The following is a 26,111-nucleotide window of genomic DNA, read 5'->3' as shown; positions in this document are numbered from 1 at the left end:
TTCTGCCGAACGAGTTGGCGAGTCGAAGCCTGCCTGCGGTAGTCGAGGGAGGCAGCCGCCAGTTGGATACGAGCATCAGACGAAGGAGATGACGTGGAGTTCGATGTCACCATCGAGATCCCCAAGGGTCAGCGCAACAAGTACGAGGTCGACCACGAGACCGGCCGGGTACGGCTGGATCGTTATCTCTACACCCCGATGGTCTACCCCGCGGATTACGGCTTCGTGGAGAACAGCCTCGGCTCCGACGGCGATCCGCTGGACTGCCTGGTGCTGCTGCCGGAGTCGGTGTTCCCGGGCGTCATCGTCGAGGCCCGCCCGGTCGGCGTGCTGCTGATGAGCGACGAGGCCGGCGGCGACGAGAAAGTCGTGGCCGTGCCCGCGGGCGACAAGCGCTGGAACCACATCCAGGATGTCTCGGACATCCCGGAGTTCGACCGCAAGGCCATCGAGCACTTCTTCGAGCACTACAAGGACCTCGAGCCCGGCAAGTGGGTCAAGGTCGACGGCTGGGGCGATCGCGCCAAGGCCGAGACGCTCGTCGAGGAGGCCTTCGCCCGCCTGAAGGAGCAGGGCGGGCACTGAGTGCCCCCATCGGGCATGCCCGAGACGACATCCGGTCCCCGGACCGGATGTCGTCAGCGTGTCTATTTCCCCTGATAGTTCGGGGGACGCTTCTCGAAGACGGCCTGCAGCGCCTCGGTCAGATCCTCCGAGGGCAGGAAGGCCGCGTTCCACGCCGAGACGTAGCGCAGCCCGTCGGCCACCCGCCCCGCGCGCGGCTGATCGAGCACGTCCTTGATGCCCTGCACCACCAGCGGCGGATTCGCCGCGATCTCGGCGGCCAGCGCGTGCGCGGCCTCGAGCACCGCGTCCTGATCCGGGTAGACGTCGTTGACCAGGCCGATCTTCTCCGCGCGGGCGGCGTCGATGTCCCTGGCGGTCAGGGCGAGCTCGCGCACGTGGCCCTCGCCGATGATGCCGGGCAGCCGGTGCAGCGAGCCGATGTCCGCGACAATGGCAACCTTCGCCTCGCGCAGGCTGAACTTCGCCTCGGCGCTGGCCAGCCGGATGTCCGCGGCGGCAATCAGATCCAGGCCGCCGCCGATGCACCAGCCGCTGACCGCGGCCACGACCGGCTTGCGGCAGTCGGCGACCGCCGTCACCGCGGCCTGCATGCGGCGGACCTCGTCGAGGAAGGCGGTGCGCGGGGCCGCGAGGGCGCGCTCGCCCAGCAGCGGCCCGAACGTCGGGGCCATCGCGGGCAGGTCCAGGCCGTAGGAGAAGTGCTTGCCCGATCCGGTGAGGACCACCGCGCGCACCTCGGGGTCGGCATCGAGCTCGGCGAAGATCAGCGGCAGCTCACGCCAGAAGTCCGGGCCCATGGCGTTGCCCTTGCCCGGGCCGGTCAGTGTGACCCGCGCAACCTGGTCCTTGCGATCGACGATGAAGGCCTTCCAATCACTCATCCGCCCAGCGTAGCGGCACTGTTCGAGGCCACCTCAGCGCGTCGCGAGAGTGTGTGAAGGGTGTGCTGAATATGCTGTGCCGCAGTGTCTTACCCCTGCCCGTCCGGCGCAGGATGAAGATCGTCAGTCCCCGGTTCTCGCCCGGAGCCGGCCGGTTGCCGAACGGAGGCAGGTCATGTTGATGTACAGGGGCATCGGCCTGGAGCGCTTCAACTCGCTCCCCCGCGCCCGAGCCGTCCACGCCCTCTTCGCATGCTGTTCCAGCGTCACCTGGGCGAACAAGCTCGCGGACGAACGGCCCTACGCCGATCGCACGGCCCTGCTCGCCGCGGCCGACCTCGAATTGTCCGCGCTATCGCCGCACGACCTGCAGCGATCCCTCGATTCGGTTGTGCGCGAGCCGGTTTCCGGACGTACCGCCGATGAGCTGGCGCGGATCACCCGGATGCGCATCGACCGGATGCTCGGGCCCACCTTCGGCTATCCGGAATACTGATCCCCCGGCAGTGCGCCGAAATCGGTTCTACCCTGGTGCCATGGCTAGGTCGTTGCCCGCCGTCGCGGCTCGGGTGTCCGATACTCTCATCGCCCGCGGTCACCACGGCGTGATCGTCACTCAGGACGAGCCCACCCACACCGCCGCGCAGGCCGCGCAGGCGCTCGGGGTCGAGGTGGGTGCGATCACCAAGTCGCTGCTGTTCCTGCTCGACGAGGATCCGGTGTTGCTGCTGGTGTCCGGCGAGCACCAGGTCGACCTGGAGCGCACCGGCGAGCGGCTGCAGGGCACGCTCACCCGCGCCCCGGCCGAGGTGGTGCGCGCGGTCACCGGGCAGCCGATCGGCGGGGTCGCGCCCGTCGGGCATCCGACCAACCTGTCGACGTATGTGGACAACGCGCTCTCGCGCCACCGCGAGCTGTGGGCGGCCGGTGGGCATCCCAATACTTTGTTCCGGACCTCGTTTTCCGAGCTCGTGCGGATCACTGCGGGCCTGGCGATCGACGTGGACTGATCGGTGAGTGGCATATGCCGGAATACCCGCCGGGCCCGCGACGTAGGTTGGGACTGTGAGTGAGCTAGATCTGAGCGGTATCACCGCGGCGGAGTTCCGCGCCGCCATGCGGCACTACCCCGCCGGGGTGACGATCGTCACGCTCGAACAGGACGGCCGGCCCATCGGATTCACGGCCACCTCGTTCGCCTCACTCTCGGCCGAGCCCCCGCTGATCTCGTTCAATATCGCCGAGACCTCGTCGAGCATCGAGGCCATGCTGTCCGCCCGGTCGCTGGTCGTGCACTTCCTGGGCGAGCACCAACTGCATCTGGCACAACGGTTTTCGCGCAGCGCGGAGGAACGGTTCAGCGACTCCGCGCTGTGGACGACGCTGGAGACCGGCGAGCCGGTGCTGCACAGCACCCCGCTCTGGGTGCGCGCGTCGGTGCACCAGCTGCTCCCGATCGGCGATCACACCCTGGTCATCGGCCTGGTCACCCGCGTGCACGACAACACCGAAGACGCGCCCATCGCGGCGCCGCTGCTGTACTACAACGGGTCCTATCACCGCCCCCGCGGACTGGAGTGATTCACCCGGCGGACGCGATGGTCCCGATACCGAGTGCCGCCAGTATCCCGGCGCTGATCTGCTCCAGCCGATCTCGTACGCGTGGGCGCCGCAGCAGGGCCACCGCGCCGGCGGCGGCCAGGGCCACGATCACCATTTCCGTTGCGGCGATGCTCGATTCGATCGCACCGAGGGTCAGCGTGCCGGTGAAGGTGACGTGGGTCAGGAACTGCGGGAGCACGGCGAGATAGAACAGGCCCACCTTCGGATTGAAGAGGCAGGAGACCAGCCCTGCGGTGAATGCAGAACGCGCAGAAGCGGTTCCGCGCGCGGAAATCGACTCGGGGGCCGACTCCAACGCCGAATCGGTAAGCAGCTGTTCTGTTTTCCCTGCCCTCGTCCGGCGATGCTCGCGCAATGTCCGAATTCCCAAGTACAGCAGGTAGATTCCTCCGATCACCTTGAGAATTCGGTAGGCCGTCGCGGACTGCTCCAACAGCGTGGCGACCCCGGCGGCGACCACAACCGCCCAGGCGATGCCGCCCAGCGCCGACCCGAGCGACGCCGCGATCGCCGGTCGTCGTCCGGCCATGGCGTAGCGCAGGACCAGGAACGTATCGGGCCCCGGAGTGATGGCCAGCAGCAGGCACAGGCCGACGAAGCCGAGTAGCAGGGAAGGACTCACCGGACTACGCAACCGCAGTTCATGGCGGATGGCAAGGGAATATGACGCGGCCGGGAGTTGACAACGACGGGCGGTGTCTGCCAGTCTCGGGACAGGTCATGAGTACCAGCGTCAAGCCCCGGCTAGCTGGTCGGCAACCCTCCTCCGCGGCGGGGTGCTCCGGGTGACGACCGGGCCGTAGCCCGACCGGGCACGGCAAGCGCGGACTCCGTTCACCTTTCCCGGGGTCCCCTTGGTCCCGAAGGGATTTGTGTGATGACTGCTGTACTCACGTCCAGCTGTGCCCCGATCGCCCGCGTTTCCGGATGCGATCTGCGAGTTCCGTTGGTACAGGGCGGAACTCGCGAATATGCCAACTTCGACTACGCCGCCAGCGCGCCGGCCCTGGCCCAGGTCGCCGACCGGGTGAGCGAGCTGCTGCCGTACTACGCCAGCGTGCACCGCGGCGCCGGATACGCCTCGCGCATCTCCACCGACTGCTACGAGAATTCCCGCACCGCGGTGGCCCGCTTTCTGCACTGCGCCGACGACCAGGTGGTCGTCTTCACCCGCAACACCACCGATTCGCTGAACCTGCTGGCCTCCTGCGTGCCCGGCGACACCGTGGTGCTCGACATCGAACATCACGCCAACTTCCTGCCCTGGACCCGGCACGGCCGCCGCGTCGTCCCGGCCGCGGACACCGTCGAGGAGACCATTCGCCGGGTCGTCGCCGAGCTGTGCACCAAACCCGCTGCGCTGCTTGCCGTTACCGGCGCCTCGAACGTGACCGGCGAGGTGCTGCCGCTGCGCCGGCTGGCCGATATCGCGCACCAGTGCGGCGCACGGATCCTGGTCGACGCCGCGCAGCTGGCGCCGCATCGCCGAATCGACCTGTGCGCCACCGGAATCGACTACCTCGCGTTTTCCGGCCACAAGCTGTACGCGCCGTTCGGCGCGGGCGTGCTGGTGGGCCGGCGCGACTGGCTCGATGCCGCCGACCCGTATCTGGCCGGGGGCGGAGCCGTGCGCGAGGTGACCACGGGCGGCGCCGAATGGGCGCCCGCGCCGCAGCGTCACGAGGCCGGATCGCCGAACGTGCTGGGCGCCGCCGCCCTGGCCGCGGCCTGCGACGCACTCGGCGCGATCGAGGAGCGCACCGCCGTCGAACACGAGCGCGCGCTGGCCGATCGGCTGCGCGCCGGCCTGAATGCCATTGCGGGAGTGAACTTCCTGCGCATCTGGTCCGACAGCGAGGACAGCGTCGGCATCGTCGCGTTCACCCTCGACGGATTCGAGCCCGGACGCGTCGCGGCGTATCTGTCGGCCGAGCACGGGATCGGCGTGCGCGACGGCCGCTTCTGCGCACACCCGCTGCTGGCCCGCCTCGGAGTCGACGGCGCGCTCCGAGCCAGCATCGGCCTGGGCACCTCCGCCGCCGACGTGGACCGCCTGATCGAGGCCGTCGCGACCCTGGTCGAGCAGGGCCCCGCCTGGAACTACGCCTGCACCGAGGGCCAGTGGAACCCGGTACCGGAGACCCGCCCGGGCCTGGCCGCTGCGGCCGCCGCAGGCGCGGCGCCCTGCACCTTCTGACCGCCTGCCAGCGGCGGAACCTGTAGCAGCCCGACGCGATGTAGTCGGCCATGGCACGGTGCGTGTGTCGTCGCCGACCAGCGGCGCGAAGGGGCGATCCGGCTGGCAAAAGCACGCCGATCCTTCCCTTCCGATCGGGCGCGGTCCGCGGGGTTCCGGTCCCGATTGCGCATGCTCGTCGCACCCGGCGGAACAGGCGCGATCCGCGGCGGGTTCCGGTCACGATTGCGATGCTCGCCGCGCCCGGCGGATCGGCGGTGAGCTCCGGTGGGCGCCTCTCCGAGGGCATGAGGTACCTGGCCGCCAGCTCCTCGACCAGTGGGTCGTCCTCGGTGACCGCGTCGAGCGCCTCGAGATCGGACTCGACCGCGAGTTCCGAAGTGCCCGAGCCTGTTACGGCACGAGATACCGGGCGGCCAGTTCCTCCACGAGCGGATCGTCCTCGGTGACCGCGTCGAGCGCCTCGAGATCGGATTCGACCGCGATCTGCCGGGGATCGTCCCACTCGGGATCCGGGGTGCCGTCCTCGGTCAGCTGGCGCAGCAGTTTCTCGCGGATTCGAGCCTTCAGGGAATCGGCCATAGTCCCAGCATGCCGGACCGTGCGGCCGGATCCCACAGCAGCAACCAACCCGTCCTCCTAGACCGGCGCCAGCCAGGCGCCCCAGGGGGTATTGCGCAGCACCGTGAACGCCGCGAGCAGCGTCAGCACGATCGCCAGCGTGGTACGGCTCATCGTGAACGAACGTCCCGGACGACCACGCCAGCGGCGCACCATCCAATCGCCCCACCACAGCGTGAATCCCAGGATCAGCGGCAGCAGAAAGACATTGCTGTGCACCGCGTTCAGGATCCGACCCTCGGTCAGATTGTGCATCGCCCGCAGCCCCCCGCACCCCGGACACCACCACCCGGTCAACGCATAGAACGGGCAGACCCCGTAGGAACCCTGCACATGCGGATCGTGGAAATGCACCAGCACCGCCGCCGCAAACGCGACACCCCCGACCAGCGCCGGCGCGCCGAGTGCCCGCCAGCCGGATGCCTTGTCTACGGCGCCGACCACAGTCGGCGGACCGCCCATCGGCTCGCCCACCCGGTCTCGCCGCGATTCATCCGCCCGAAGTTCACCGGTCTCGGCTACGCGATATGCACTCGGCCCTACCGCAGAATGTCCGCCCGTCCCGGCCGCCCGATGCCCACCCGGTGCGGCCGCGCGTCGGCCGCCCGTCCCGGCCACGCCATGCTCGCCCGCTGAGAGCCGGTTAGGCTCACCAGCCAGAGAATCGCCCGCCCCGCCAACGAACGATCCGCTCGGTCCACCGGCGCGGGGTTCACCCGGCTGCACGATCCGGTGCGCGCCCGGCTTGCCCGCCCAGGTTCCGGCCGGCCCACCGACCGAATGTCCGGCCGGCTCGCTGAACCTGCGGTCGTCCAGTTCGCCGCCGCCCGTCACGTCCGGATGCCCTCCCGAGTTATCCACATTTCTCACGGTAGCGGCCCGCCGCGGCGATTCGCCACGTCAATCCGGCCGTGCGTGAATTCAGCACAGTCGCGTCACATCGAAAATCGCCGACGGCCGCGGTGATTCGACCGCTCACTCCGGCTGGGCGAAGCGGAGCTGGTTGCCGAAGGGGTCGGTGAGGTCGAAGCCCGGGCCGCCGGGGCCGTCCTCGGGCGTGCCCGGGCGGGCGAAGGGGTAGTCCTTCGCGGCGAGTTCGGCCTGCAGGCCGTGGATGTCGCCGACGGCGATCCAGACGACAGAACCGGGGGTGCCGTCGCCGTGGTGTTCGCTGAGGTGGATCACCGTGCAGGAGCGGGACAGCTGCGCGTACAGCGGCAGTGCGGTTTCGAAGCGATGCTCCCAGTCGACGACGAATCCCAAGTAGCCGCAATAGAACTCGTACGCCTTGGCGATGTCGAAGATGCGCAGCACGGGAATCGGGGCGGCGAGGTGGATCGAGTCGGCGGGCATGGGCTCGATGCTGGCACAGTCCGGGGTCGGGATCCGTTATTCAGCGGATAGGGGCGCGTTCGACGGCGGGGGCGGTGAGCAGCCCGGCGAGCATGTCGATGGTCTCCGCCCATGCGGTCACGTCCCCGGCGTCGACGATTCCGTCCTCCACGGCCCGCTCGTGGTCGGCGAGCAGCGCGAACAACGCGGTGGGCAGTCGCCGCAGCCTGCGCACCCGCAACTGCGCGGCGAGTTCGGGCAGGCCACGCTCGAGCCGGTGCATGATCACCCGCACCGACGTGCGGCGTTCACCGTTCAGATTGGCCTCGTCGGTGACCGCCGGATGGGTGCGGATCTGTTCGAGAAACCGCGCGTAGTGGCCGATTCCGTGCCGGGCGACCAGCTCGAACATCGGCACCACCAGCACCTCCAGCAGGGCGTGCACATCCTCGGTCGCGTCCCGGCCCGCGCGCTCGGCGAGCAGCTCCAGCCGCCGCACCTCGAGGGTGGCCATGCGCCGTTCGACCACGGCCTCGATGAGCCCGTCCCGGGAACCGAAGTGGTATTGGACCGCGGAGTTGTTCCGCTGCCCCGCGGCCGCGGCGATATCGCGCAGGGGGACCTGCGGCCCGCGTTCGGCGATCAGCCGCTCCGCCGCGAGCAGGATCCGATCACGTGCCGTTGTCTCTGCCACGGAGTGCACAGTACCAGGCATTAAAGAACAAGCCCTTGACAGTTAAGCACTAATTCTTAAGACTGCTGTGACCCGAACCACTGCATTCACCTACCCGCCGGCGCCGCAATCTCCGCCGGCTCACCATCTGCCGAAAGAGCACCTGATGATCCTGGACATGTTTCGACTCGACGGCCGCGCCGCCGTCGTCACGGGCGCGGGGCGCGGCATCGGCGCGGCCACCGCGCTGGCACTCGCCGAGGCCGGGGCCGACGTCGCGATCGCGGCCCGCACCACCGAGCAGTTGGACGAGGTCGCGGGCAAGATCCGCGCCCTGGGCCGCAAGGCCGTCACCGTTCCCTGCGATCTGTCGGACCTGGCCGCCGTCACCGCCTTCGCCGAGACGGCCGCCTCCGAACTGGGCCGCCTCGACATCGTCGTCAACAATGTCGGCGGCACCATGCCGAACACCTTCATGACCACCACTCCGGACTTCCTGGAGGAGGCCTTCCGCTTCAACGTGTCCACCGCGCACGCGCTCACCCAGGCCGCGGTACCGCACATGCTGCGCAACGACGGCGGCTCGGTGGTCAACATCTCCTCGATGATGGGCCGCACCGCCGGGCGCGGCTTCCTGGCCTACGGCACCGCCAAGGCCGCGCTCGCACACTGGACCCGCCTGGCCGCCACCGACCTGTCGCCGCGGATCCGGGTCAACGGCATCGCGGTCGGCTCGGTGCTCACTTCGGCCCTGGATGTCGTTGCGCAGCAACCGGAAATCAAGAAGAAGATGGAGGACGCGACGCCGCTGCACCGGCTCGGCGAGCCGTGGGAGATCGCCGCGGCCATCGTCTACCTGAGCTCGCGCGCGGGCTCGTACGTCACCGGCAAGGTGCTCGAGGTCGACGGTGGCATCGAACACCCGAATCTCGAACTGGGACTTCCGGATCTGTGAGGAGAAGCCGATGACCTATCGCGTAGTGCAGTGGAGCACAGGCAATGTCGGGCGCTGGTCGCTGCGATCCATCATCGCGCGTCCCGAACTCGAGCTCGTCGGGGTCTGGGTGTCCGGCTCGGCCAAGGCCGGTAAGGACGCGGCCGAACTGGCCGGGCTGGACACCCCGACCGGCGTCCTGGCCAGTACCGACGCCCAGGCGCTGATCGCGCTGCAACCGGACTGCATCGTGCACACGGCCATGGCCGACGACCGGCTGATGGAGGCGGTCGAGGATCTGAAGATGTTCCTGCGCGCCGGCATCAACGTGGTGTCCAGCAGCCCGGTCTTCCTGCAGTTCCCGTACGGCACACTGCCTTCCGAGGCGATCGATCCCATCGTCGAGGCGGCCGAGGCCGGCGGCGCCTCGCTGTGGGTCAACGGCATCGACCCCGGCTGGGCCAACGACTGGCTGCCGCTGCTGCTGACCAGCGGCAGCGAGCGGATCGACCGGGTCGTCTGCTCGGAGCTCATGGACTACTCCACCTACGACAATCCGAAGGTGCTGTTCGAAATCATGGGCTTCGGCAGCGAGCTGGACGAGCTGCCGCTGCTGCTGCAGCCCGGCGTGCTGACCCTGGCCTGGGGCAGCGTCGTCCGTCAGCTGGCGGCCGCGCTCGATGTCGAACTCGACAGCGTGACACAGGATTTCGAGCGGCTCCCGGCCATCGAGCCGCTGGAGGTGGCGGGCCGGAAGATCGCCCCGGGTACCGCCGCGGCGCTGCGCTTCCGGGTCAGCGGAATCCGCTCGGGGCGGGAGGTATTCGCGCTGGAGCACATCACCCGCCTGCACCCGGACCTCGCCCCCGACTGGCCCCAACCGGCCGGAAAGGGTTGCTACCGGGTCGAAGTCGAGGGCGAGCCCGATTACCAGCTGGACCTGCAGCTGTACAGCGGCGGCGACCACGCCCGCGCCGGGCTGGTCGGCACCGCGGCCCGGCTCGTCAGCGCCGTGCCCGCGGTGGTCCGAGCGCGACCGGGGCTGCTCACCGCGGTCGACCTCCCGCTCACGACCGGGCGTGGACTGGTGTCCTGAGCGCCATCAAGCAAATCGCCAGCGACCGAACGATCTTGGTCTGGGCCGCGGCCGGGCGGTGTCGCCGCGTCGGGCGCGGCGTACCGACCGACCGGACGGTCCGTCGATGTTGCTCGTATATCAACGCATTTCGTTAACGTGACTGACACGTCATCAACACCGGGTGGAACCGGTCTTCGTCGGCGACCGGTTTCACCCGGCATTTCTTCCTGAACCGCACGCTGTTTCATTCCGCGCACCAGCAGCCCCGGAGTTCACTTCTCGAGATCCCCGGCGTTCCTGTGAAATTGCGGTACCGTTTACCCGAGGGCCTTTACGGGTTTAGGGCCGGGCAGGAGTGCGCATCGTGAACAACGCCGGAGCGGAGGCGAACCCAGCAGATTTGCCGGCTTCGGCAAGCGCGCGTGTTGGTTCGATCGCCGCGCCCCAGCCGCAGTCGGCCGCGCCCGCTCCGACGGCCGCCGCCCGGAGCGCCCGGACTCGAAGTCCGTTCGCGTCCGCACGCTGACATCATCGGCAGCGCAAGAGGTTTGCTGAACGATGAGTCTCGAGATCCCCCCAGGGTTGCAGTGGTTGTCCTACCTGGCGGGTTCGTCGTGGCCGAAGGGTGATGAGGACAAGCTCTTTGCGCTGAGCAAGGTGTGGGGTGCCTCGGCCACGGATCTGGAGAACATCCTTCCGGCGCTGCACAGCGCGTGTGATACGGCGCTGGCCAATTACACCGGTGGCGGCGCGGATCAGATGAAGTCGCAGTTCGATCAGTTCTTCTCCGGGGACAACTCGATCGAGAACATGGTCAAGGGGTTGCAGCAGATCGAGGGGTCGGTCTACGACTGCGGTACCCAGACCGAGTACGCGAAGCTGCAGATCATCATCACCCTGGCGATCATGGCCGCGGAGATCGCGTATGCGCTGGCCACGTTGTGGGGGGCGTGGGCGGTCGGGGTGATCGAGGCCGAGGGCGCGGGCATCATGCGGATCATCGCTCGCACCCTGGCCGAGAAACTCGCCGCCCAGGCGGCGAAGGTCGCGGAGAAGCCGCTGTGGAAGCTGGCCGCGATCGAGGCGCTCAAGCAGGGCGGCATCGGCATGGCCTCGGACGCGCTGGCCCAGGGCATCCAGCTGAGTAAGGGCCACCGCCACGGCTTCGATCTCAAGCAGATGGCGATCTCCGGCGCGGTCGGCGCGGTCTCCGGTGGCGTGGCCACCCCGATCGGACATATGGGTGGTCAGTACCTGGGCAAGTGGCTGGGCGGGGAAAAGGGGCTGAACTGGTGGAAATCGGGTCTGGTCGCGGTCGGGTCGGGTATCCCCGCCGGCATGGTCGGGGCCGGCGCCGGGAGCCTGACCTACGGAATCCTCACCGGGCAATGGGAATTCGATCCCACCTCGCTGCTCGGCGGTGTGGGTGGCGGCCTGGTCGGCGGTGTCCACGGGGTACTCGGGCACATGACGGGCCACTACAACGCGCAGAACTTCGGCGGGCACGAGGAACCACTACCGGCCTACAGCAACGACCGGCCACCGGCGTACGGCGACGGCACCTCCAAGACCGACCTGAAAAACAACGCCTCGACGTTTCCCGCGTCCTCGAAGGGGCAGGACACCGGCACCGAGAGCCAGACCAACGGCAACGGTCGTAATGGCAACTCGGGCAATGGAAACGAGCGCAGCAGCAGCCCCGTCGAGGGCAACGGCAACTCGGACAACAACGGCAACTCGGGCAACAACGGCAGCGGGCGCAACGGCAGCACGGCGAACGACAACGGCCGCAGCGGAACTCCTGCCAACAACAACGAGCGCAATGCCGGCCAGTCGAACGGCAACGGGTCCAGCAACGCGAATCGCAACTCGACCCCGATGCGAGATCCGGCGAATCGGCAGACCCCCGAAGGCTCGAACCAGACCGGCCCGCGGGCCTCCTCCTCCCCCTCCTCGATCGGCGAACACAACCAGCCCAACCAGATCGCGCAGCACACCGGACAGACGGTCACTCCCGAGCACTCGCCGCTCAGCACCTCCCACAACGACCAGACCACCGCCCCGGAGGCGCACAACCAGGTCGGCGGCAACGGCGAGCACCAATTCGGCGGTAATGGCGAGCACAACCAGACCCGGCCCGAGAACCAGAGTCAGAATCAGCCTGAGACACAGTCGCAATCGAGCACCAACTCGAATCGACCGCCGCAGACGCCCCGCACCCCCGGATCGAACGTCCCGGACGGATCGAGCAACCCGTTCCAGAGCAACACCCCGGAGCAATCCCACACCACACCGGAGGGAAATCTCGGCTCCAACAACCCGTACCGCAACCTCGTCACCGCGGGATCCGACCAGAACCCCGTCACACCGGAATTCAAGTCCAACAACCCCTACCAGGACCTCGTCTCCCATCAGGAGTCGAACGCACCCACCTCGTTCTCCTCGTCCGAGAACCCGTTCGGCCTCGGCTCGAACGACCGAATCAACCAGGACCAGAACGACTTCAATCCCCTCGCACCGCGCGGCGACACCAACCCGTTCCGCCGCGACTCCACCCTGGACAGCGAATTCGGCGACCAGCAGAGCTCCCCGATCACCCCCGGCAGTCCGCGCCCCCCGAGCCGCGATTCCGGTTACAGCAGCGACAACGAGCAGAGCTCGCCGCTCGGACCGAACAGCAAGGACAACAACCCGTTCCGCACCGGGAGTGCCGGACTCGATTCCCGGACAACCAAATCCGAGAACGATCCGTTCTCCAAGCTCACCGCCGAGCGGCAGACCCCGATCGATCGCCCCCAGGCCGGGAACGCGAAGTCGGAGCACACGCAGCTCACCGGGAAATCCGCCCAGAACGATCAATCCCGTACCACGACACCAGAATCCAGCGAGCACCTCACCGGCGGACCGCGAGCGGGCACCCCGCCCAAAGGCATGGAGAAGCTCTTCGAGCACCTGCCGCACAACACCCACCTGAGCACCGAGGAAAACACCGGCAGGACGCTGCTCAACGACTGCGGCCGCCAGTCACTGCAACACCTCGCCGAGGAATTCCCCCACGCCGGAATCCTGCCCCCCAGCGAACCCGTCGGCCTGCACGGCATGGGCGCGGCGGACTTCCAGGCCCGCGCGGGCGGACCACTCCAAAGCTTCAAGGACCCAAGGGAAGTCGGCGCGCACCTGCTGAGGCTCGGCGACGGCGCCGCGGCCACCGTCGTGGTCGCTTACAAGGGCCCCACCGACCACAACAACATCGGCGCCCACGCCTACGTCCTGCACAACCACGACGACCGGATCCACGTCTGGGACCCCACCACCGGCACCGAAGTCCCCTTCGAACAACACAAGATTCCCGACATCGCCAGCACCAGCGCGGTGGTCTACAACCCCGCCACCGGCCACTCCGAGCACATCGAGGACCGCCCGAATACCGGTGTCGCGATCATCGGCGATACTCGCATCGGCCGAATCGCGCCCACCCGTATGCCGGACCTGACCGAGTTCCACACGATGGCGGACGACACGACGCACAACGCGACGAAGCCGCCCGTGCATACGGACACGCCGCAGTCACGTCAACGCGACGACGTACCCGCCGCCGCGGGCGATCAGCGGTTCGGCGGCGCGGCGGGCAAGGCCTGGGAGGACGTCACCGAGCTCGGCAACGATCCGCGTCAGATGTCCAAGGTCGAGTTCGGCAGGGGCTCGCCGGACGCGCACGATGTGGTGGCGCTCGGCGACGAGTCCGGCGCCCGGTACATCTGGTCGAAGTCCGACGGGCTGACCCGCACCGACGGACGACCGCTACGGGACTCGGAGACCCTGGACTCGGTGATGGCCGACCCGAAGACCACCCGGGTCGGGGTTCCCGGCGCGTCCGACCGGCCGCCGGTGCGGCAATCGGGACCGGACGATGTGCGGCCGCACGACGACTCCACCGGCTCGGGTACCGGAACGCGACCGCACGACGACAGCGCCGCGTCCACCAAGTCCGATACCCCCGCCGAGGTCAAGGCTCCGGCGCACGATCCCGAGATCTACCAGCGTCACCTCGAGGCGCAGGAACGCGCCGAGCAGGAGCAGCGGCAGACGAAGGAGACGATCGAGAACTCCAGAAACCACGTCGAGGAGACCAAGCGCGCGCTCGACGAGGCCGAGGCCGCACACGACGACAAGCGAATCGCCGAGGCGCAGGCCGCGCACGACGAGGCGACCGCGCAGCATCGGCAGACCGTCGAGGAGTCCGTCGACAGGCTCATGGACAAGGCCAAGGAGGCGGGCACGGCGACCTGGAAGTCCTTCCAGGACGGGCACATCGGCAAGGACGAGGCCTTCGATCTGGTCCGCAAGGAGCGGGTGACCGCGGCGAGGGCGGCGGCGGATTCGCTGCTGGAGTTCTACGACCTGGAAGCCGGGAAGGATAAGACGGGTCCGCTGGCGAAGCTGAGCAACGAGGATCTGGAGCATCGGATCCTGAACGGTTCGGACAAGGAGTCCCGCACCGCGCAGATCGAGCTGATGCGCCGGGGCACCATGAGCGACGGACTGCCGGGCGGCAAGGTGTTGCGGCACACGCAGGTGACCGCGGAGATCCTGATGCATCACGGACCGGTCGAGATGGACACCGGCGAGGGCAAGGAGCTGACCGCCATCGCGCGCGCGACCCGCGCGGTCATCGAGAAGGGCATCGCGCACGTGATGACCTCCAGCGACCCGCTGGTGGTGCACATGCAGCACGAGTTCGAGAGTCTCGTCGCCGGGGATCACGGCCTGGGCATCGACGTGTACCACCTGGACTCGGACAAGCCGTTCCCGCCGCGGGATCCCAACCGCAAACTGATCGTGGTGGGCACCGCCCAGGACTACGGCTTCCGCGCGGTCAAGGAGGCCCAGGCCGTCGTGGACAAGCTGAAGGAAAACGGCATGCCCGCCGACGAGCTGACACAGCTGCGGGCCTCGCTGGAGAACGCACCCTCCCTGCAGGAATACAAGAAACTCCTCGACGCCGCCGCCGAGAAGCGGGGCATGCCCGATCGATTCGAACCGTTCCCGGGCGGGGACCTGATCATCGACGAGATCGACGCGCAGCTGATCGACGAGCAGACCCACTACGTGCTCTCGCCCGGTTCCGCGGGCAAGGCCGACGAGGGGTTCGCGCAGAACATTCACGACGTCTGGCGAAACCTGCAGGACGCCAAGGAGTCCGGCGTGCTGGGTCCGCATGATTTCGGCAAGGACCCGGACCGGCGCGGGGTGTTCAACTCCCAGCTCACCGGTCCCGGCCGGGCCAAGCTGGAGGACCACCTCGGCAGGACGATCGACGACAAGGAGGCCGAGGAGTTCGCGCACGCGGCCCAGGCCGAATGGGGGCCCGAGCAGAATTCGGACTACCACGTCAGCGACGACGGCAAGATCAAGATCATCGCCTCCCAGACGAACGATCAGGTCATGGACGACCCGGAGAAGCAGAGCTCGTCCCGGTGGAACGGCTTCGCCAAATACCTCGAGGCCAAGCACGGCCTGGACATCACCGCGGATTCGGAACACTCCCTGTCCATCACCGGCAAACAGATCTTCTCCGGCGGGCACTTCGACCACATCACCGGCATGTCGGGCACCCTGCTCACCAGGCCGAAGGCCGACCCCGCGGGTGTCAACCCGGGCGAGAGCGTCAAGAGCGTCGAGAACGTCATGCACGACGAGTTCGGCACCGGACCGATCTCCAAGGTCGACAGGTTCTTCAAATCCCAGCTCGAACGCCCCGACGACCTGCATTTCGAGAACCGCGAGCAGAAGTTCTCGGCCATGGCCAAGGACATCCTGGACACCGCGTTCGTCAAGGACCCCAAGACCGGGGAGTGGGAGCAGAAGGGCTCGCCGCAGCTGGCCATCGCCATGGACAACGCCGACGTCGCCCGCATCGCCGACGCCCTGCACACCGAGGCCGCGGCCCGGAACCTGAAGGTCAAGTTCGACAAGCTCGATGTCGCCTGGGTCGACTCCCACGGCAGCAAGGACAAGGCCAACGACGAACTGCAGAAGGTCATCGCCGACGGCGGCGAGATGGGCCGAATCATCCTGGGCAACAAGATGATGGGCCGCGGCGTCGACATCACCCCGTCCAAGGAGGCCATCAAGGCCGGGGGCCTGAAGGTCAAAATCAGTGGCGGCCCGGCCTATTCGGACCGGGTCAACCACCAGGCCGAGACCCGCGCGGCGCGCAGCGGCGACCCGAAGGGAGACTGGGCGACCGGCGGCACCCCCGGCGAGGCCAAGCACTACATCTCGCCCGAGGACTACCGCAGCAACTCCCCCGACGCCCGCGTCAAGACGTTCATCACCAGATACCAGAAGGCCGCGACCGAGCACCGCGAGGCCACGGAGGCGCTCGCAAACGATCACAGCAAGGACAACGAGACCGCGCTCGAGCAGGCCAAGAACGATCTGGCCGCGGCCGAGAAGGACATGCGCGACCAGGCCACGCCGATGCAGAAGGCCACCATCGAACAGCAGATCCTGAACTCCCGCAGCGCGGGCGAGGACGCCTTCGACGCGCACGCACCCCCGCTGGAGCAGGAGGCCGAGCGACCCGCAGCGCCGCCGCCCAGATCGACCGAGGGTCACGAGATCCCGACCCGCGACGGCCAGGAGACCCCCACTCCCGAAGCATCCACACGCGAGACCCAGGAAACCCCCGAGAGCCGCGCGACGCCGACTCCGGCACAGCGCAATCCCTGGACCGCGCAGGCGGTCACGCCCACGACGACGGCGCCGTCGCACGAGTCGACGACCTCTCGGCCGACCCCCGTCACGGACGGCACCGGCCGCGCCGACGTACAGGAGCCACCGCCGCAGCGGCCCCGCCCACTGCCCGTGTTCGCACCGACCGGCGAGACCCCCGGATCGCACCCGTCCGCATACCAGCCGCAACGCGACATCCCCTCCATAGCAACGGTTCTCGGCACCCAGCGCGCGGCCCCCACCCCCTTGCCCGCGCAGAGCTTCGGCACCCGCCCCGACGCGACCAACCAACCCGCCACCGACGACGGAAGCCACCGGAACACCAGCGGAGATTCGGCGCCCACCGTTCCGACCCGGTCGAACGATCCCGCGACGACCCCGAGCCTCACGCGGCCGACCTCGTCCACGGACACCCCCTCGACTTCGGACACCCGGGGCAACGCACCGCAGGTGCCGGTGCGGCCGGGACAGAACGAGGCCGAACCCTCGACCGCGCCGACCAGTTCCGCGAATCCGTCCGATATCGGGGCCGCTAGGCCGCAGGACGATTCGACCCCGACCGCGCCGCAGGACCGACCGCAGCAGAACCGGCCCGAGCAGAACCGGCCACAGCAGAACCGGCCGCAGACCGAATCGCAGGACCGTCCGCAGACTCAACGGCAGAACCAGCAACAGCCGCTCAGCGACCGTCCGACGGCGGCGTCCCCGACCCAGCGTCGGCAGGGGTCCTGGCTGGGCAGGCTGTTCCAGGGAATCACGCGCGCGACACCCCAGCAGCAGACGCCCGGGCACCAAACTCCCGAACAGCAGACGCCCGGGCACCAAACTCCCGAACAGCAGACGCCCGGACACCAAACCTCCGAACAGCAGACGCCCGGACACCAAACCCCCGAACAGCAGACGCCCGGACACCAAACCCCCGAACAGCAGACATCCGGACACCAAACCCCCGAACAGCAGACGCTCCCGGCCGAGAACTCCCCCGACTACAGCACCGCCCAGCGCGCCGCCGACCTGCTCGCCAACTGCGCCGTCGCATCGCTGAATCTGTTGTCCGCGTTCACCGGTAGGCCCCGCGCACACGTCCCCGAGAACCAGTCCGGCACGGCCGGAATGTCGCCGGCCGTACTCCAGGCCAACGCGGGCGCGCCGCTGCGGAAGTTCCTGAACCACGACGACATCGCGGAGCAGCTCAAGACGATCGGCCCGGGCGCGGTGGCCCTGGTGGTGGACGACTACCGGGACTACACGAACGCCAAGGGCGTTGGCGCGCATGCGTATCTGCTGCGCGTCGGCCCGGACGGCACTTCCGTTCAGGTGCACGACTCGTCCAACCCCAAGAATCATGCCTTCCCGCCCGCCGTCCCGCGCGAGCTGGCGGGCACGCACGCGGTGCTCTACAACGCCGAGGGCGCACCGGCGCACATCGTTCCCGCCCATTCGGACGAGCTGCCCGCGACGACCCTGATCGGCGAGCTTCCGCTGAGCGATCCGGTCAAGAATTTCGGCGCGCACCGGCGCGGCGCCGAGGACCTGATCAACATCAGGCCGATTCCGCAGCGCACCATCGAGTGGCTGCGCCGGCAGGTCGTGCACGCGGTGGAGACCAAGGGCGGCAAATCCGAAGCCGCACAGTGGGTTCAGCAGATACGCGCCGCCGATCCGAAGGTGACCGACGACCAGATCAACACGACGCTGGACGAATTGGGGGTCGACCAGAAATTCAAGGACGACGTCAACCGGATCCTGACCACCGGACCGGTCGCCGCCAAGGTCAACGACCTGGTGGGCAAGAAGCCCGAGGGCGCACCGGATTCCGCGTTCCGCGCCGCGGTCGAGAAGACGCTGACCTCACGCCTCACCACCGCGGAGATGTACCGCCTGCTGAGCGAGTCGGGCATGCCGCTGGGCGTGGAATACCAGGGCAGATCGTATCCGATATTCCTGCGCCTGAAGTTGCGGGCGCGCGACAAGTCGCGTCCGTACACGGGCCCGGCGGTGAGCACCCAGAAGTGGACCTATGGGTCCTCCGAGACCAGCGACTCGGCGGGCAGCCACGATCTGCGCTCGACCGGGCTCAACGGCAGCCACCTGCGGGATGCGTTCAGCACCAAGCTCCTCAACTGGGGCTTCAACTGGCAGCTCAACCTCAACCACAATCAGCTGGCCTCGAACACCTCGATCTTCTCGACGATCCAATCCGTCATCAAGAAGCGCAGCACCGAAGCCGCCGCCGTACCGCACGACTTCGAGATGCAGTGGGAGTACCGTCTCAACGACGACGGCGTGGCTGGTCTGCTGAAGCCGGATCTGCCGACGGCGACCGACTGGACGCCCATCGAGGAGCCGACCCCCGACGATCTGACGGCCTTCTTCCCGAAATACCTGCACGAGAGCCTGGGCCTCCCGACGCCCACGGACGACGCCAGCACCCCCGCGCCCTGGCAACGCCCCCTCAAGCAGGTGCAGCCCGCCGCCGCGACGCCCTCGAGTTCGACGGACCCGAACGCCCCCGCCCCGGCGCCGCAGTACGTCGAGGATGACCAGACCATCTCCCAACAGCAGTTCCCGTTCTACGGGCCGCTGGATTTCCCGCATCACGACCGGCTCTTCGCCGATGTGATGGCCTCGTTCCCCAACCAGACCAGGGGCATCTCGAAGAGCTCCGCGGTCGCACTGCGGGAGTTCTTCGGCGAAAACTTCCGCGGCAACATCCCGATGATGCACGGCGGCGCGGTGCAGTCACCGACCCTGTACACCGCCTCGGGTAAACCGCTCGGGTTCTTCGAGGTGGAGATTCCCGGCTTCCACGGCGGTGACACGCTCACCGGCCCCACCACCACCCCCAACGCCTCCCGGCTGGAATACAACGTGGTGCGGGCGCTGCGCACGCAGGCCAGTTCCACGATCTCCAACATGCTGGGCGGGTCCCTGGCGCTGACCTTCGGACTGGGTAAGGGCAAGTCCGACAAGAAGACCGGCTATTCGCCGATCGGGGCGACCCTCACCCCCCTCAAGGTCGGGGCCTCGCACCAGAACAGTCATTCGCTGAGCTACGGCACCCGGGCCTACACCTCGCGCGCGCTGCGCCTGGTGTCCCATCTGCTGCACACGACACCCGAGATGGAGGTCCGGGTCAGGTTCGTCCGGCCCGACGGCCCGGCGATCGAGCCGCAGAAGGGCACCCCGCTGGCCGCGAAGACCGACGGCGGAACGCCCGGCAAGCGCTATCCGATCAACATGCTGGTGCCGTCGAAGAAGTCGCTCGGCGTTCCGGCCACGAAGGACAACCGCCGGTATCCACGCGCGGACATCCTGCATCTGCAGCAGTTCGGACTCATGACCACCCCGGTCAAGATCGACATCCCCGACGACGTCTTCGATCGGATCGAGACCTTCGTCTCCGATCACGGATTCCTGCCGCCCACGGCGGAGCAGTCGAACTTCCTCGACCAGGATTCGACCAGGAATCAGCGGCTGGAGAACTCCCGCAGGCTCGCGCAGATGAAGGCGCGCATGGGGCTGCTCGGGACCGCGGACGAGATGATCCAGAACGGCTCCCGCACCGTATTCGAGAAGTCCAACGGGCTCGATACCGAGCGCATCACCGTCACCATCAAGGCCGCGCGGGACTACGGCACCGAGGACGGCAAGTACGACCCGAAGGCAGACCCGAACCAGAACGTCACCCACGAATGGGTGATCCCCGACGTCCAGACGATGAACTACACCGGCATCATCCTGTCCTCCGGTGAGCAGTCCCAAAGCACGCCGTTCGCATGGGATGTCGGCGCCAGTGCCGCGCTGACCAACCCGTTCGACGTCGAGGGCAGCGAGGGGGTCTCGAGCATCGGCGGATCGTACGACCGGACCGGCGGCACCGCGACGACCACCCAGAGCGACCACAACCTCGCCGAGGAGAACTACACGTTCAGCCCCGGGCCCAAGGCGGACAAGCCCGGCCTGCAGCTGTTCGGCGTGCCCACCCGCTACTACGTGGAGATCGCCTACAGCCACGGCCGCGGGCCCGACCCGATCGAGGCCAAGGGCAACTTCCACCTGGCCGTCCCCACGTACCTGACCGGCGACAAGGCCGACACCACCCCCCTCGTCGAGCCGACGATCCGCGACGATCTCAAGTCCACCGACGGGCCGCCCGCCGAGTTCACCGAACGTCTCGGCCTCGCGGCGAATACCTCGATCGAGAAGGGCGTCGGCAGGCTGCCCCTGGCCGCCGTCATCGCCGGTCACCCGGTCGGTGCGGTCCTGCACAAGGCCACGATGGGTCTCATCGGCGACATCGAGCGCGACGCCGCCGCCGAGGCGAGCGAGCTCTTGGACAAGGGCAAGCCCCTGCCCGTGCCGGGCTCGTTCCCGCAACTCGCCGAGACCGGGCTGCCGGTCACCCAGCCGCGTACAGAACCGGAAGCCCAGCAGACCCGCAGCTCACTGCGCAGTCGGCTCGGGGCGTTCGTGCCGGACCTCAGCTCGTACACCGGTTCGTGGTTCAAGTCGGCTCCCAAGACCGAGAGTCACGAACTCACCGAACGCGCCAAGAAATCCGGCTCCACCGAACCCACGACCTCGGTTCCGGCGCACACCGTCATTCAGATCGACACCCCCGAGGCGCCCACCGAGGCCGACATCACCGACCAGGGCATTCCGAAGGTCCAGGAGCCGACCGAGGACGAGAACCTCCCGAAGGTGCCCGGCGCCTGGCCGGACCCCAAGGCCGCCCCGGCCGACAGCGGCCGGAAACTGACCTGGTCGGACGTCGGCAACTGGGCGTGGGACACGGTATCGGGCGCCGGAAAGTGGGTCTGGCGCAACGCATTCGGTGATCCCGCGCTGGACCCCACCTCCACGGTGAGTTCCGTCGTGCACACCTCGTACTCACCGCAGCACATGACCTCCGTCGCGCCGCAGATCTTCCGCGACTCGTACAAGTTCGAGACCGAGATCCCCGGCGGCGTCGCCGGCACGGATTACAGCGTCGACGTGCGCGGCTACTTCGACAACATCACCGCGCTCGAACCGACGCCGATCGACACCGAGCACTGGCTGGAGGCAACCAACAACGCCGCACGGACCGTCGCGGTCAACCGCGGCAACCAGGGCGGGGTCACCGTACAGGGCATCTACGGCGATCACTCGGACCCCAGCTTCCGCCCGAGCGGCGGCTGGCAGGGCAGCGACAGCACCAGCAAACACGTCACCTCCGGCGATGCCACCGACACCATGCGCGTCACCTCCGACTACGGCGGCAAGGTGTACCGATTCTCCGCGGACGCCCACTACGCCGTCACCGTCAAGGTCGGCCTGCGCAACTACCTCACCGGATGGCTGCGCGGCAAGCCGTACGGCACCCGCACCCGCATCGTCGACGCGCCCCAGCGGCTCGAGTTCTTCCTGACCGACAACGACCTGCACGACAACCCCGAATACCTCGCGCTCGTCGAGCAGGCGGCCAAGGCTCGCGGCGAGGAACCGAACGTCATCCCCGAGGGGATGGAGATGAAGGACGGGAAGTGGACGCCCACCGAGCGCCGTCTGCTCTCCGACGCGTACACCGAAAAACGCCCCGACGATCCGGATACGGCCAAGGGCCTGCTCTCCTTCGGCGCCGTCACCGAGGTCATCTTCGACGACGGGCGCGGCGCCCTGGAGGACGCCGCCACGAAACTGGTGGAGAAGTTCTCGCCCGGCGCGACCGTCGTCGGCTCGAACAACTACCACCCCGGTGTCGCACCGCTGATCAACGAGCACACCACTAGCTTCGGCGTGCGGAACCTCGCCAACGTCGGCTCCGAGGGCAATCACTCGTTCCACTTCGTCGACCGGACCGGACTCGTGCCGCGCCTGGTGGGCGTCACGTTCACCTCCCGCCCCCGGCCGAACAAGGACCTGCCCGACGGGCAGACCCTGGAAACCCTGGAGGGCAAGCAGGTCCCGCGCACCGCGGCCCTGGACAACGTCCACCGCCACATCGGCGCCGACGGCAACGCCCTGCTCGAACCCGGCGCGACGAACGTCGGCACCAGCCGCTCCAAGACCAACCAGTTGAACGTGACCCTGGGGGGCCAGGAAAACAAGCACCGTCCCGCGGGCACGCTCGCCGTCTCGCGCACGGGTACGCACAGCGACAACCAGAACTCCACCCGGGACCTCAGCGCGTGGCAGCGCAGCAGCGACGCCCAGTACGAGTTCAAGGTTCCCACCGAGTACACCGTCACGGTCGACTCGCGGCCGATGGACGAGACGTTGTCGGCGTATCTGGCCGACAAGCTCGGCGACGCGCTCATCATGGGCGGGCAGTGGATGGGAGTCGCGCAGGGGCTGCCCATCAGCGAGCTCCCGCCCCCGGGCAAGTCCGAGTCCGACTCCCTGAACGCCATTTCCCATGTGCGGGCGCATATTTCGGATACCAAGCCGATTCCGAAGGCCGGGGAGACAACCGCGGACCAGGTCCCCCACACCAGGCCGCGGATCTACGCCTTCGATCCGTCCGCGCCGACGCTCCGTCCCGCGCGGATCAGCGCCAACGCCCCCAGCACGGGCGATATCGACCTGGAGGCGAACACCCACGTCGATCCCGCGGACGACGTGTCCCCGGACGTGCGCAAACTGCTGTCCGTGCCGCCCTGGCAGCCCGAGCACTCGTTCGGCATCAACGAATTCGACGCGTCACAACAGCTCGCCGAGGCGCTGCTGGCCGTCGATCCGTCGCTGAACACGAACGACCACACCCGCTCGCCCGAGGCCATGTACAACCGACTGGTCACGCTCGTGCGAAAGGGCGACCTGACGTTCCTCGGACCCCAGTCCACCGCACCGTTCCTCAATGTCGAGAAGTCCGGCAACGCACCCACCCCGCAGCAGCACGCCGCGGAGGTCACCGTCGACGGCACCCACATCAAGCTGAGCCTGTACTCGCCGCGTTCCGAGCACGCCACCAAGTCCTTCGCCGTCGACGAATTCGTCTTCTCCAACGACAGCGTGAGTTCCGCGGAGAGCAAGAGCACGACCGTCGCACCGTCCTTCGGCTACAACGGCCCGGTCAGCGAGGACGGCAACCACCGCCTGGGCTTCAGCGGCTTCCCCCTCGGCGGCCAGACCGCCACCAAGGGCGGCAGCAGCGCCAACGCGAGCACCCGACGCGACCTCCACCGCACCAACGCGCCGACCGACGGACACCGCCTGCGGGCGGTCGCGCTCCTCGAGGTCCGCGGCCCCAAGGGGACCGTCTGGGTCACCGGCGATATGGTCCTGCGCACCATCGAGACACCGCCGGAGAGCGCGAACGTCAAGGATCCTACGGTCCCGTCGGAGGGCCAGGACAAGACCGATTCCGAGGCGGCGGCCAAGGCGGCCGCGGAGAAGGCCAAGAAGGAAGCCGAGGACAAGGCGGCCGCCGAGAAGGCCAAGAAGGAAGCCGCCGACAAGAAGGCCGCCGAAGACAAAGCCAAGAAGGAAGCCGAAGACAAGGCGGCCGCCGAGAAGGCCAAAAAGGAAGCCGCCGACAAGAAGGCCGCCGAAGACAAAGCCAAGAAGGAAGCCGAAGAGCGCAAGGCCGCCGAGGAAAAGGCGAAACGCGAAGCCGAGCAACGCAGGGCCGACGAGGAGAAAGCCAAGCGCGAGGCCGAGGAACGCAAGGCCGCCGAAGAAAAGGCTGAACGCGAAGCCGCACAACGCAAGGCCGACGAGGAGAAAGCCAAGCGCGAGGCCGAGGAACGCAAGGCCGCCGAAGAAAAGGCTGAACGCGAAGCCGCACAACGCAAGGCCGAGGAAGAGGCCGCGGAGAAGGCTCAGCAAGAGGCCGCCGGGGAAAGTGCCCGGCAGGAGGCCAACGAACGCAAGGCCGCGGAGGAGCAGGCCAAGCGCGAAGCCGACGAGCGCAGGGCCGCCGAAGAGCAGGCGAAACGCGAAGCCGAGCAACGCAAAGCCGCCGAAACAAAGGCCCAACAGGAAGCCGACGAACGCAAGGCCGCCGAAGAGCAGGCGAAACGCGAAGCCGAGCAACGCAAAGCCGCCGAAACAAAGGCCCAACAGGAAGCCGACGAACGCAAGGCCGCCGAAGAGCAGGCGAAACGCGAAGCCGAGCAACGCAAAGCCGCCGAAGAAAAGGCTGAACGCGAAGCCGCACAACGCAAGGCCGATGAAGAGGCCGCGGAGAAGGCGAAGCTGGAGGCCGCAGCGAAGATCGAGGCCGACGCGAAGGCGGCCAAGGACAAGGCCGAAGCGGAGGCAAAAGCCAAGGCCGACAAGGAAGCTCAAGACAAGGCGGCTCAGGAGAAAGCGGCTCAGGACAAGGAGGCCCAGGCAAAGGAGGCCGCAAAGTCCAAAGGCAAGAGCAAATCCTGGTTCTCGAGCCTGTTCGGCGCCCTGTCCCCGAAGGTCGAGCGGACAAAGGGCCCGCAGTGGCCCGTGGTGGGCGGGGTCCGCGCGCCCGAGGGCCACATGTGGGAGTCGATGCCCCCCGATGGCGACTGCTTCTTCCACGCCCTCGAACGCATCGTCCACCCCGATCCGTACGGCTCGGCGGACGAACTCGACCAGCGGATCCACGACCTGCGTAATGCGACCGCCGACGAGCTGTCGGGACCGCGGCGGAACGATTACTTCGAGGCCTTCCAGAACATCCGGGTCGCCGCCGAGAACCGCGGCAGACAGCTCACCGCGGCGCAGCGGCGGGCACCGATATCGCCGGCGGATACAGCCCGCCACCGCGCGGAGTACGACCGCCAGGTCGAACAGATCAGGCAACGGGGAGTCTGGCGCACCGACGCCTTCCATCTGGTTCCCCGCGCCGCCGCGGCCGCGCTCGCCGGCAGGGGCATCCTGGTGCGCGTCCACAACAACCAGATCCCGCAGGGTATGACCTTCGGCGAGGACACCCAGGCGCAGCCCCACGGCTCGACCCTCGTCGCCAACGAACACTATTACCTCGCCGTACCCTCCGGGGATCAGACGTCCTCCAGCACGCTCGTCACGCCTCAGGGGTCGCGGCCCACCAGGCCCTGGCACGAATTCGCCGCCCTGCTGGGCGACGATGCCGAGCAGTACGCCCCGCTCGACCCGGCACAGCCCGTCCCCGGCCCCTCCCGGATCACGGTGTTCGGCGATGAACAGGGCGCCCATTACATCTGGTACCCGCCCGCCAGCACCTGGTCCGGCGAGATGCGCGACGCCAACGGCCAAGCGGTGCAGGTCACCTTCGATCAGGCCCTCGCCGACCCCGCCGTCACCGTCGTCCACACGTCCGCCGCGTCAACGGACACTATCGACCCGGGACTGTATTCGGCCGACCCGGAACTGGCCACCGCCATCGCCAATTCCCTGGCCACGTTCAAGAACGAGACCGACCCGGAACTGGCCACCGCCATCGCCGCGTCCCTGGCCACGAAGACGCCCGGCGACGAGACGCCGACCATCACCACACCGACGAT

14 protein-coding genes and 1 riboswitch (1 of these 15 cut by a window edge) are annotated in these 26,111 nt (G+C 68.1%); of the genes, 8 read left to right on the top strand and 6 right to left on the bottom strand.

The genetic code is table 11. The annotated features are described in order from the left end of the window. Window positions 1–93: 93 nt before the first annotated feature. Window positions 94–585 (top strand): inorganic diphosphatase, encoded by a 492-nt coding sequence (gene ppa, locus KO481_RS03585; protein WP_215915440.1) that lies wholly within the window; start codon window positions 94–96, stop codon window positions 583–585. Between the two features lie 62 nt (window positions 586–647). Here ppa and KO481_RS03580 read toward each other — a convergent pair whose 3' ends face one another. Then, window positions 648–1,469 (bottom strand): crotonase/enoyl-CoA hydratase family protein, encoded by an 822-nt coding sequence (locus KO481_RS03580; RefSeq protein ID WP_215915439.1) that lies wholly within the window; start codon window positions 1,467–1,469, stop codon window positions 648–650. Window positions 1,470–1,644: 175 nt separating this feature from the next. Between KO481_RS03580 and KO481_RS03575 the strand changes: the two genes are divergently transcribed. From KO481_RS03575 to KO481_RS03565, 3 genes are all read left to right on the top strand, one after another. Then, window positions 1,645–1,965, top strand: a complete 321-nt coding sequence (locus tag KO481_RS03575) for a 2-oxo-4-hydroxy-4-carboxy-5-ureidoimidazoline decarboxylase (protein WP_215915438.1) — start codon at window positions 1,645–1,647, stop codon at window positions 1,963–1,965. 40 nt (window positions 1,966–2,005) lie between these two features. Then, on the top strand, window positions 2,006–2,479 hold the full coding sequence (locus KO481_RS03570) for a YbaK/EbsC family protein (protein WP_215915437.1): 474 nt from the start codon (window positions 2,006–2,008) through the stop codon (window positions 2,477–2,479). Window positions 2,480–2,585: 106 nt separating this feature from the next. Further along, window positions 2,586–3,050, top strand: a complete 465-nt coding sequence (locus tag KO481_RS03565) for a flavin reductase family protein (RefSeq protein ID WP_215915923.1) — start codon at window positions 2,586–2,588, stop codon at window positions 3,048–3,050. 1 nt (window position 3,051) lies between these two features. On the opposite strand, the gene KO481_RS03560 is transcribed toward KO481_RS03565, so the two are convergent. Beyond that, window positions 3,052–3,714, bottom strand: a complete 663-nt coding sequence (locus KO481_RS03560) for a LysE family translocator (RefSeq protein WP_215915436.1) — start codon at window positions 3,712–3,714, stop codon at window positions 3,052–3,054. A 94-nt stretch (window positions 3,715–3,808) separates the two neighbouring features. Continuing rightward, window positions 3,809–3,922, top strand: a riboswitch (SAM riboswitch). A gap of 47 nt (window positions 3,923–3,969) precedes the next feature. Here KO481_RS03560 and KO481_RS03555 point away from each other — a divergent pair. Beyond that, complete coding sequence (locus tag KO481_RS03555; protein ID WP_215915435.1) at window positions 3,970–5,289, top strand: aminotransferase class V-fold PLP-dependent enzyme; 1,320 nt, start codon at window positions 3,970–3,972, stop codon at window positions 5,287–5,289. A 393-nt stretch (window positions 5,290–5,682) separates the two neighbouring features. On the opposite strand, the gene KO481_RS03550 is transcribed toward KO481_RS03555, so the two are convergent. The 4 genes from KO481_RS03550 to KO481_RS03535 form a co-directional block, all read right to left on the bottom strand. Next, a complete protein-coding gene (locus KO481_RS03550; protein ID WP_215915434.1) occupies window positions 5,683–5,871 on the bottom strand; it encodes a hypothetical protein in 189 nt (62 codons plus the stop codon). A 57-nt stretch (window positions 5,872–5,928) separates the two neighbouring features. Next, window positions 5,929–6,771, bottom strand: coding sequence for a DUF2752 domain-containing protein (locus KO481_RS44260; RefSeq protein ID WP_308166285.1), 843 nt, complete (start codon window positions 6,769–6,771; stop codon window positions 5,929–5,931). Window positions 6,772–6,885: 114 nt separating this feature from the next. Continuing rightward, entirely contained in the window at window positions 6,886–7,263 is a 378-nt protein-coding gene (locus KO481_RS03540) for a glyoxalase superfamily protein (protein WP_215915433.1), read from the bottom strand. Window positions 7,264–7,303: 40 nt separating this feature from the next. Continuing rightward, window positions 7,304–7,936 carry a TetR family transcriptional regulator gene (locus KO481_RS03535; protein ID WP_308166284.1) on the bottom strand — a complete coding sequence of 211 codons (633 nt, stop codon included), beginning with the start codon at window positions 7,934–7,936 and terminating at the stop codon, window positions 7,304–7,306. A gap of 145 nt (window positions 7,937–8,081) precedes the next feature. On the opposite strand from KO481_RS03535, the gene KO481_RS03530 reads away from it, so the two are divergent. The 3 genes from KO481_RS03530 to KO481_RS03520 form a co-directional block, all read left to right on the top strand. Continuing rightward, window positions 8,082–8,870 carry an SDR family oxidoreductase gene (locus KO481_RS03530; protein WP_215915431.1) on the top strand — a complete coding sequence of 263 codons (789 nt, stop codon included), beginning with the start codon at window positions 8,082–8,084 and terminating at the stop codon, window positions 8,868–8,870. A gap of 10 nt (window positions 8,871–8,880) precedes the next feature. After that, the gene (locus KO481_RS03525) at window positions 8,881–9,945 is read left to right on the top strand and encodes an NAD(P)H-dependent amine dehydrogenase family protein (RefSeq protein WP_215915430.1); all 1,065 of its coding nucleotides are present in this window, start codon (window positions 8,881–8,883) and stop codon (window positions 9,943–9,945) included. A gap of 540 nt (window positions 9,946–10,485) precedes the next feature. Continuing rightward, window positions 10,486–26,111: the 5' portion of a scabin-related ADP-ribosyltransferase gene (locus tag KO481_RS03520; protein ID WP_215915429.1), read on the top strand. It continues 43,051 nt past the right edge of the window; the window shows 15,626 of its 58,677 coding nt (coding positions 1–15,626); the start codon lies at window positions 10,486–10,488; its stop codon lies off the right edge, out of view.

Origin of the sequence: Nocardia albiluteola (assembly GCF_018860155.1) — a bacterium.
Taxonomy (GTDB): domain Bacteria; phylum Actinomycetota; class Actinomycetes; order Mycobacteriales; family Mycobacteriaceae; genus Nocardia; species Nocardia albiluteola.
This window is presented reverse-complemented; position numbering and strand designations above follow the sequence as displayed.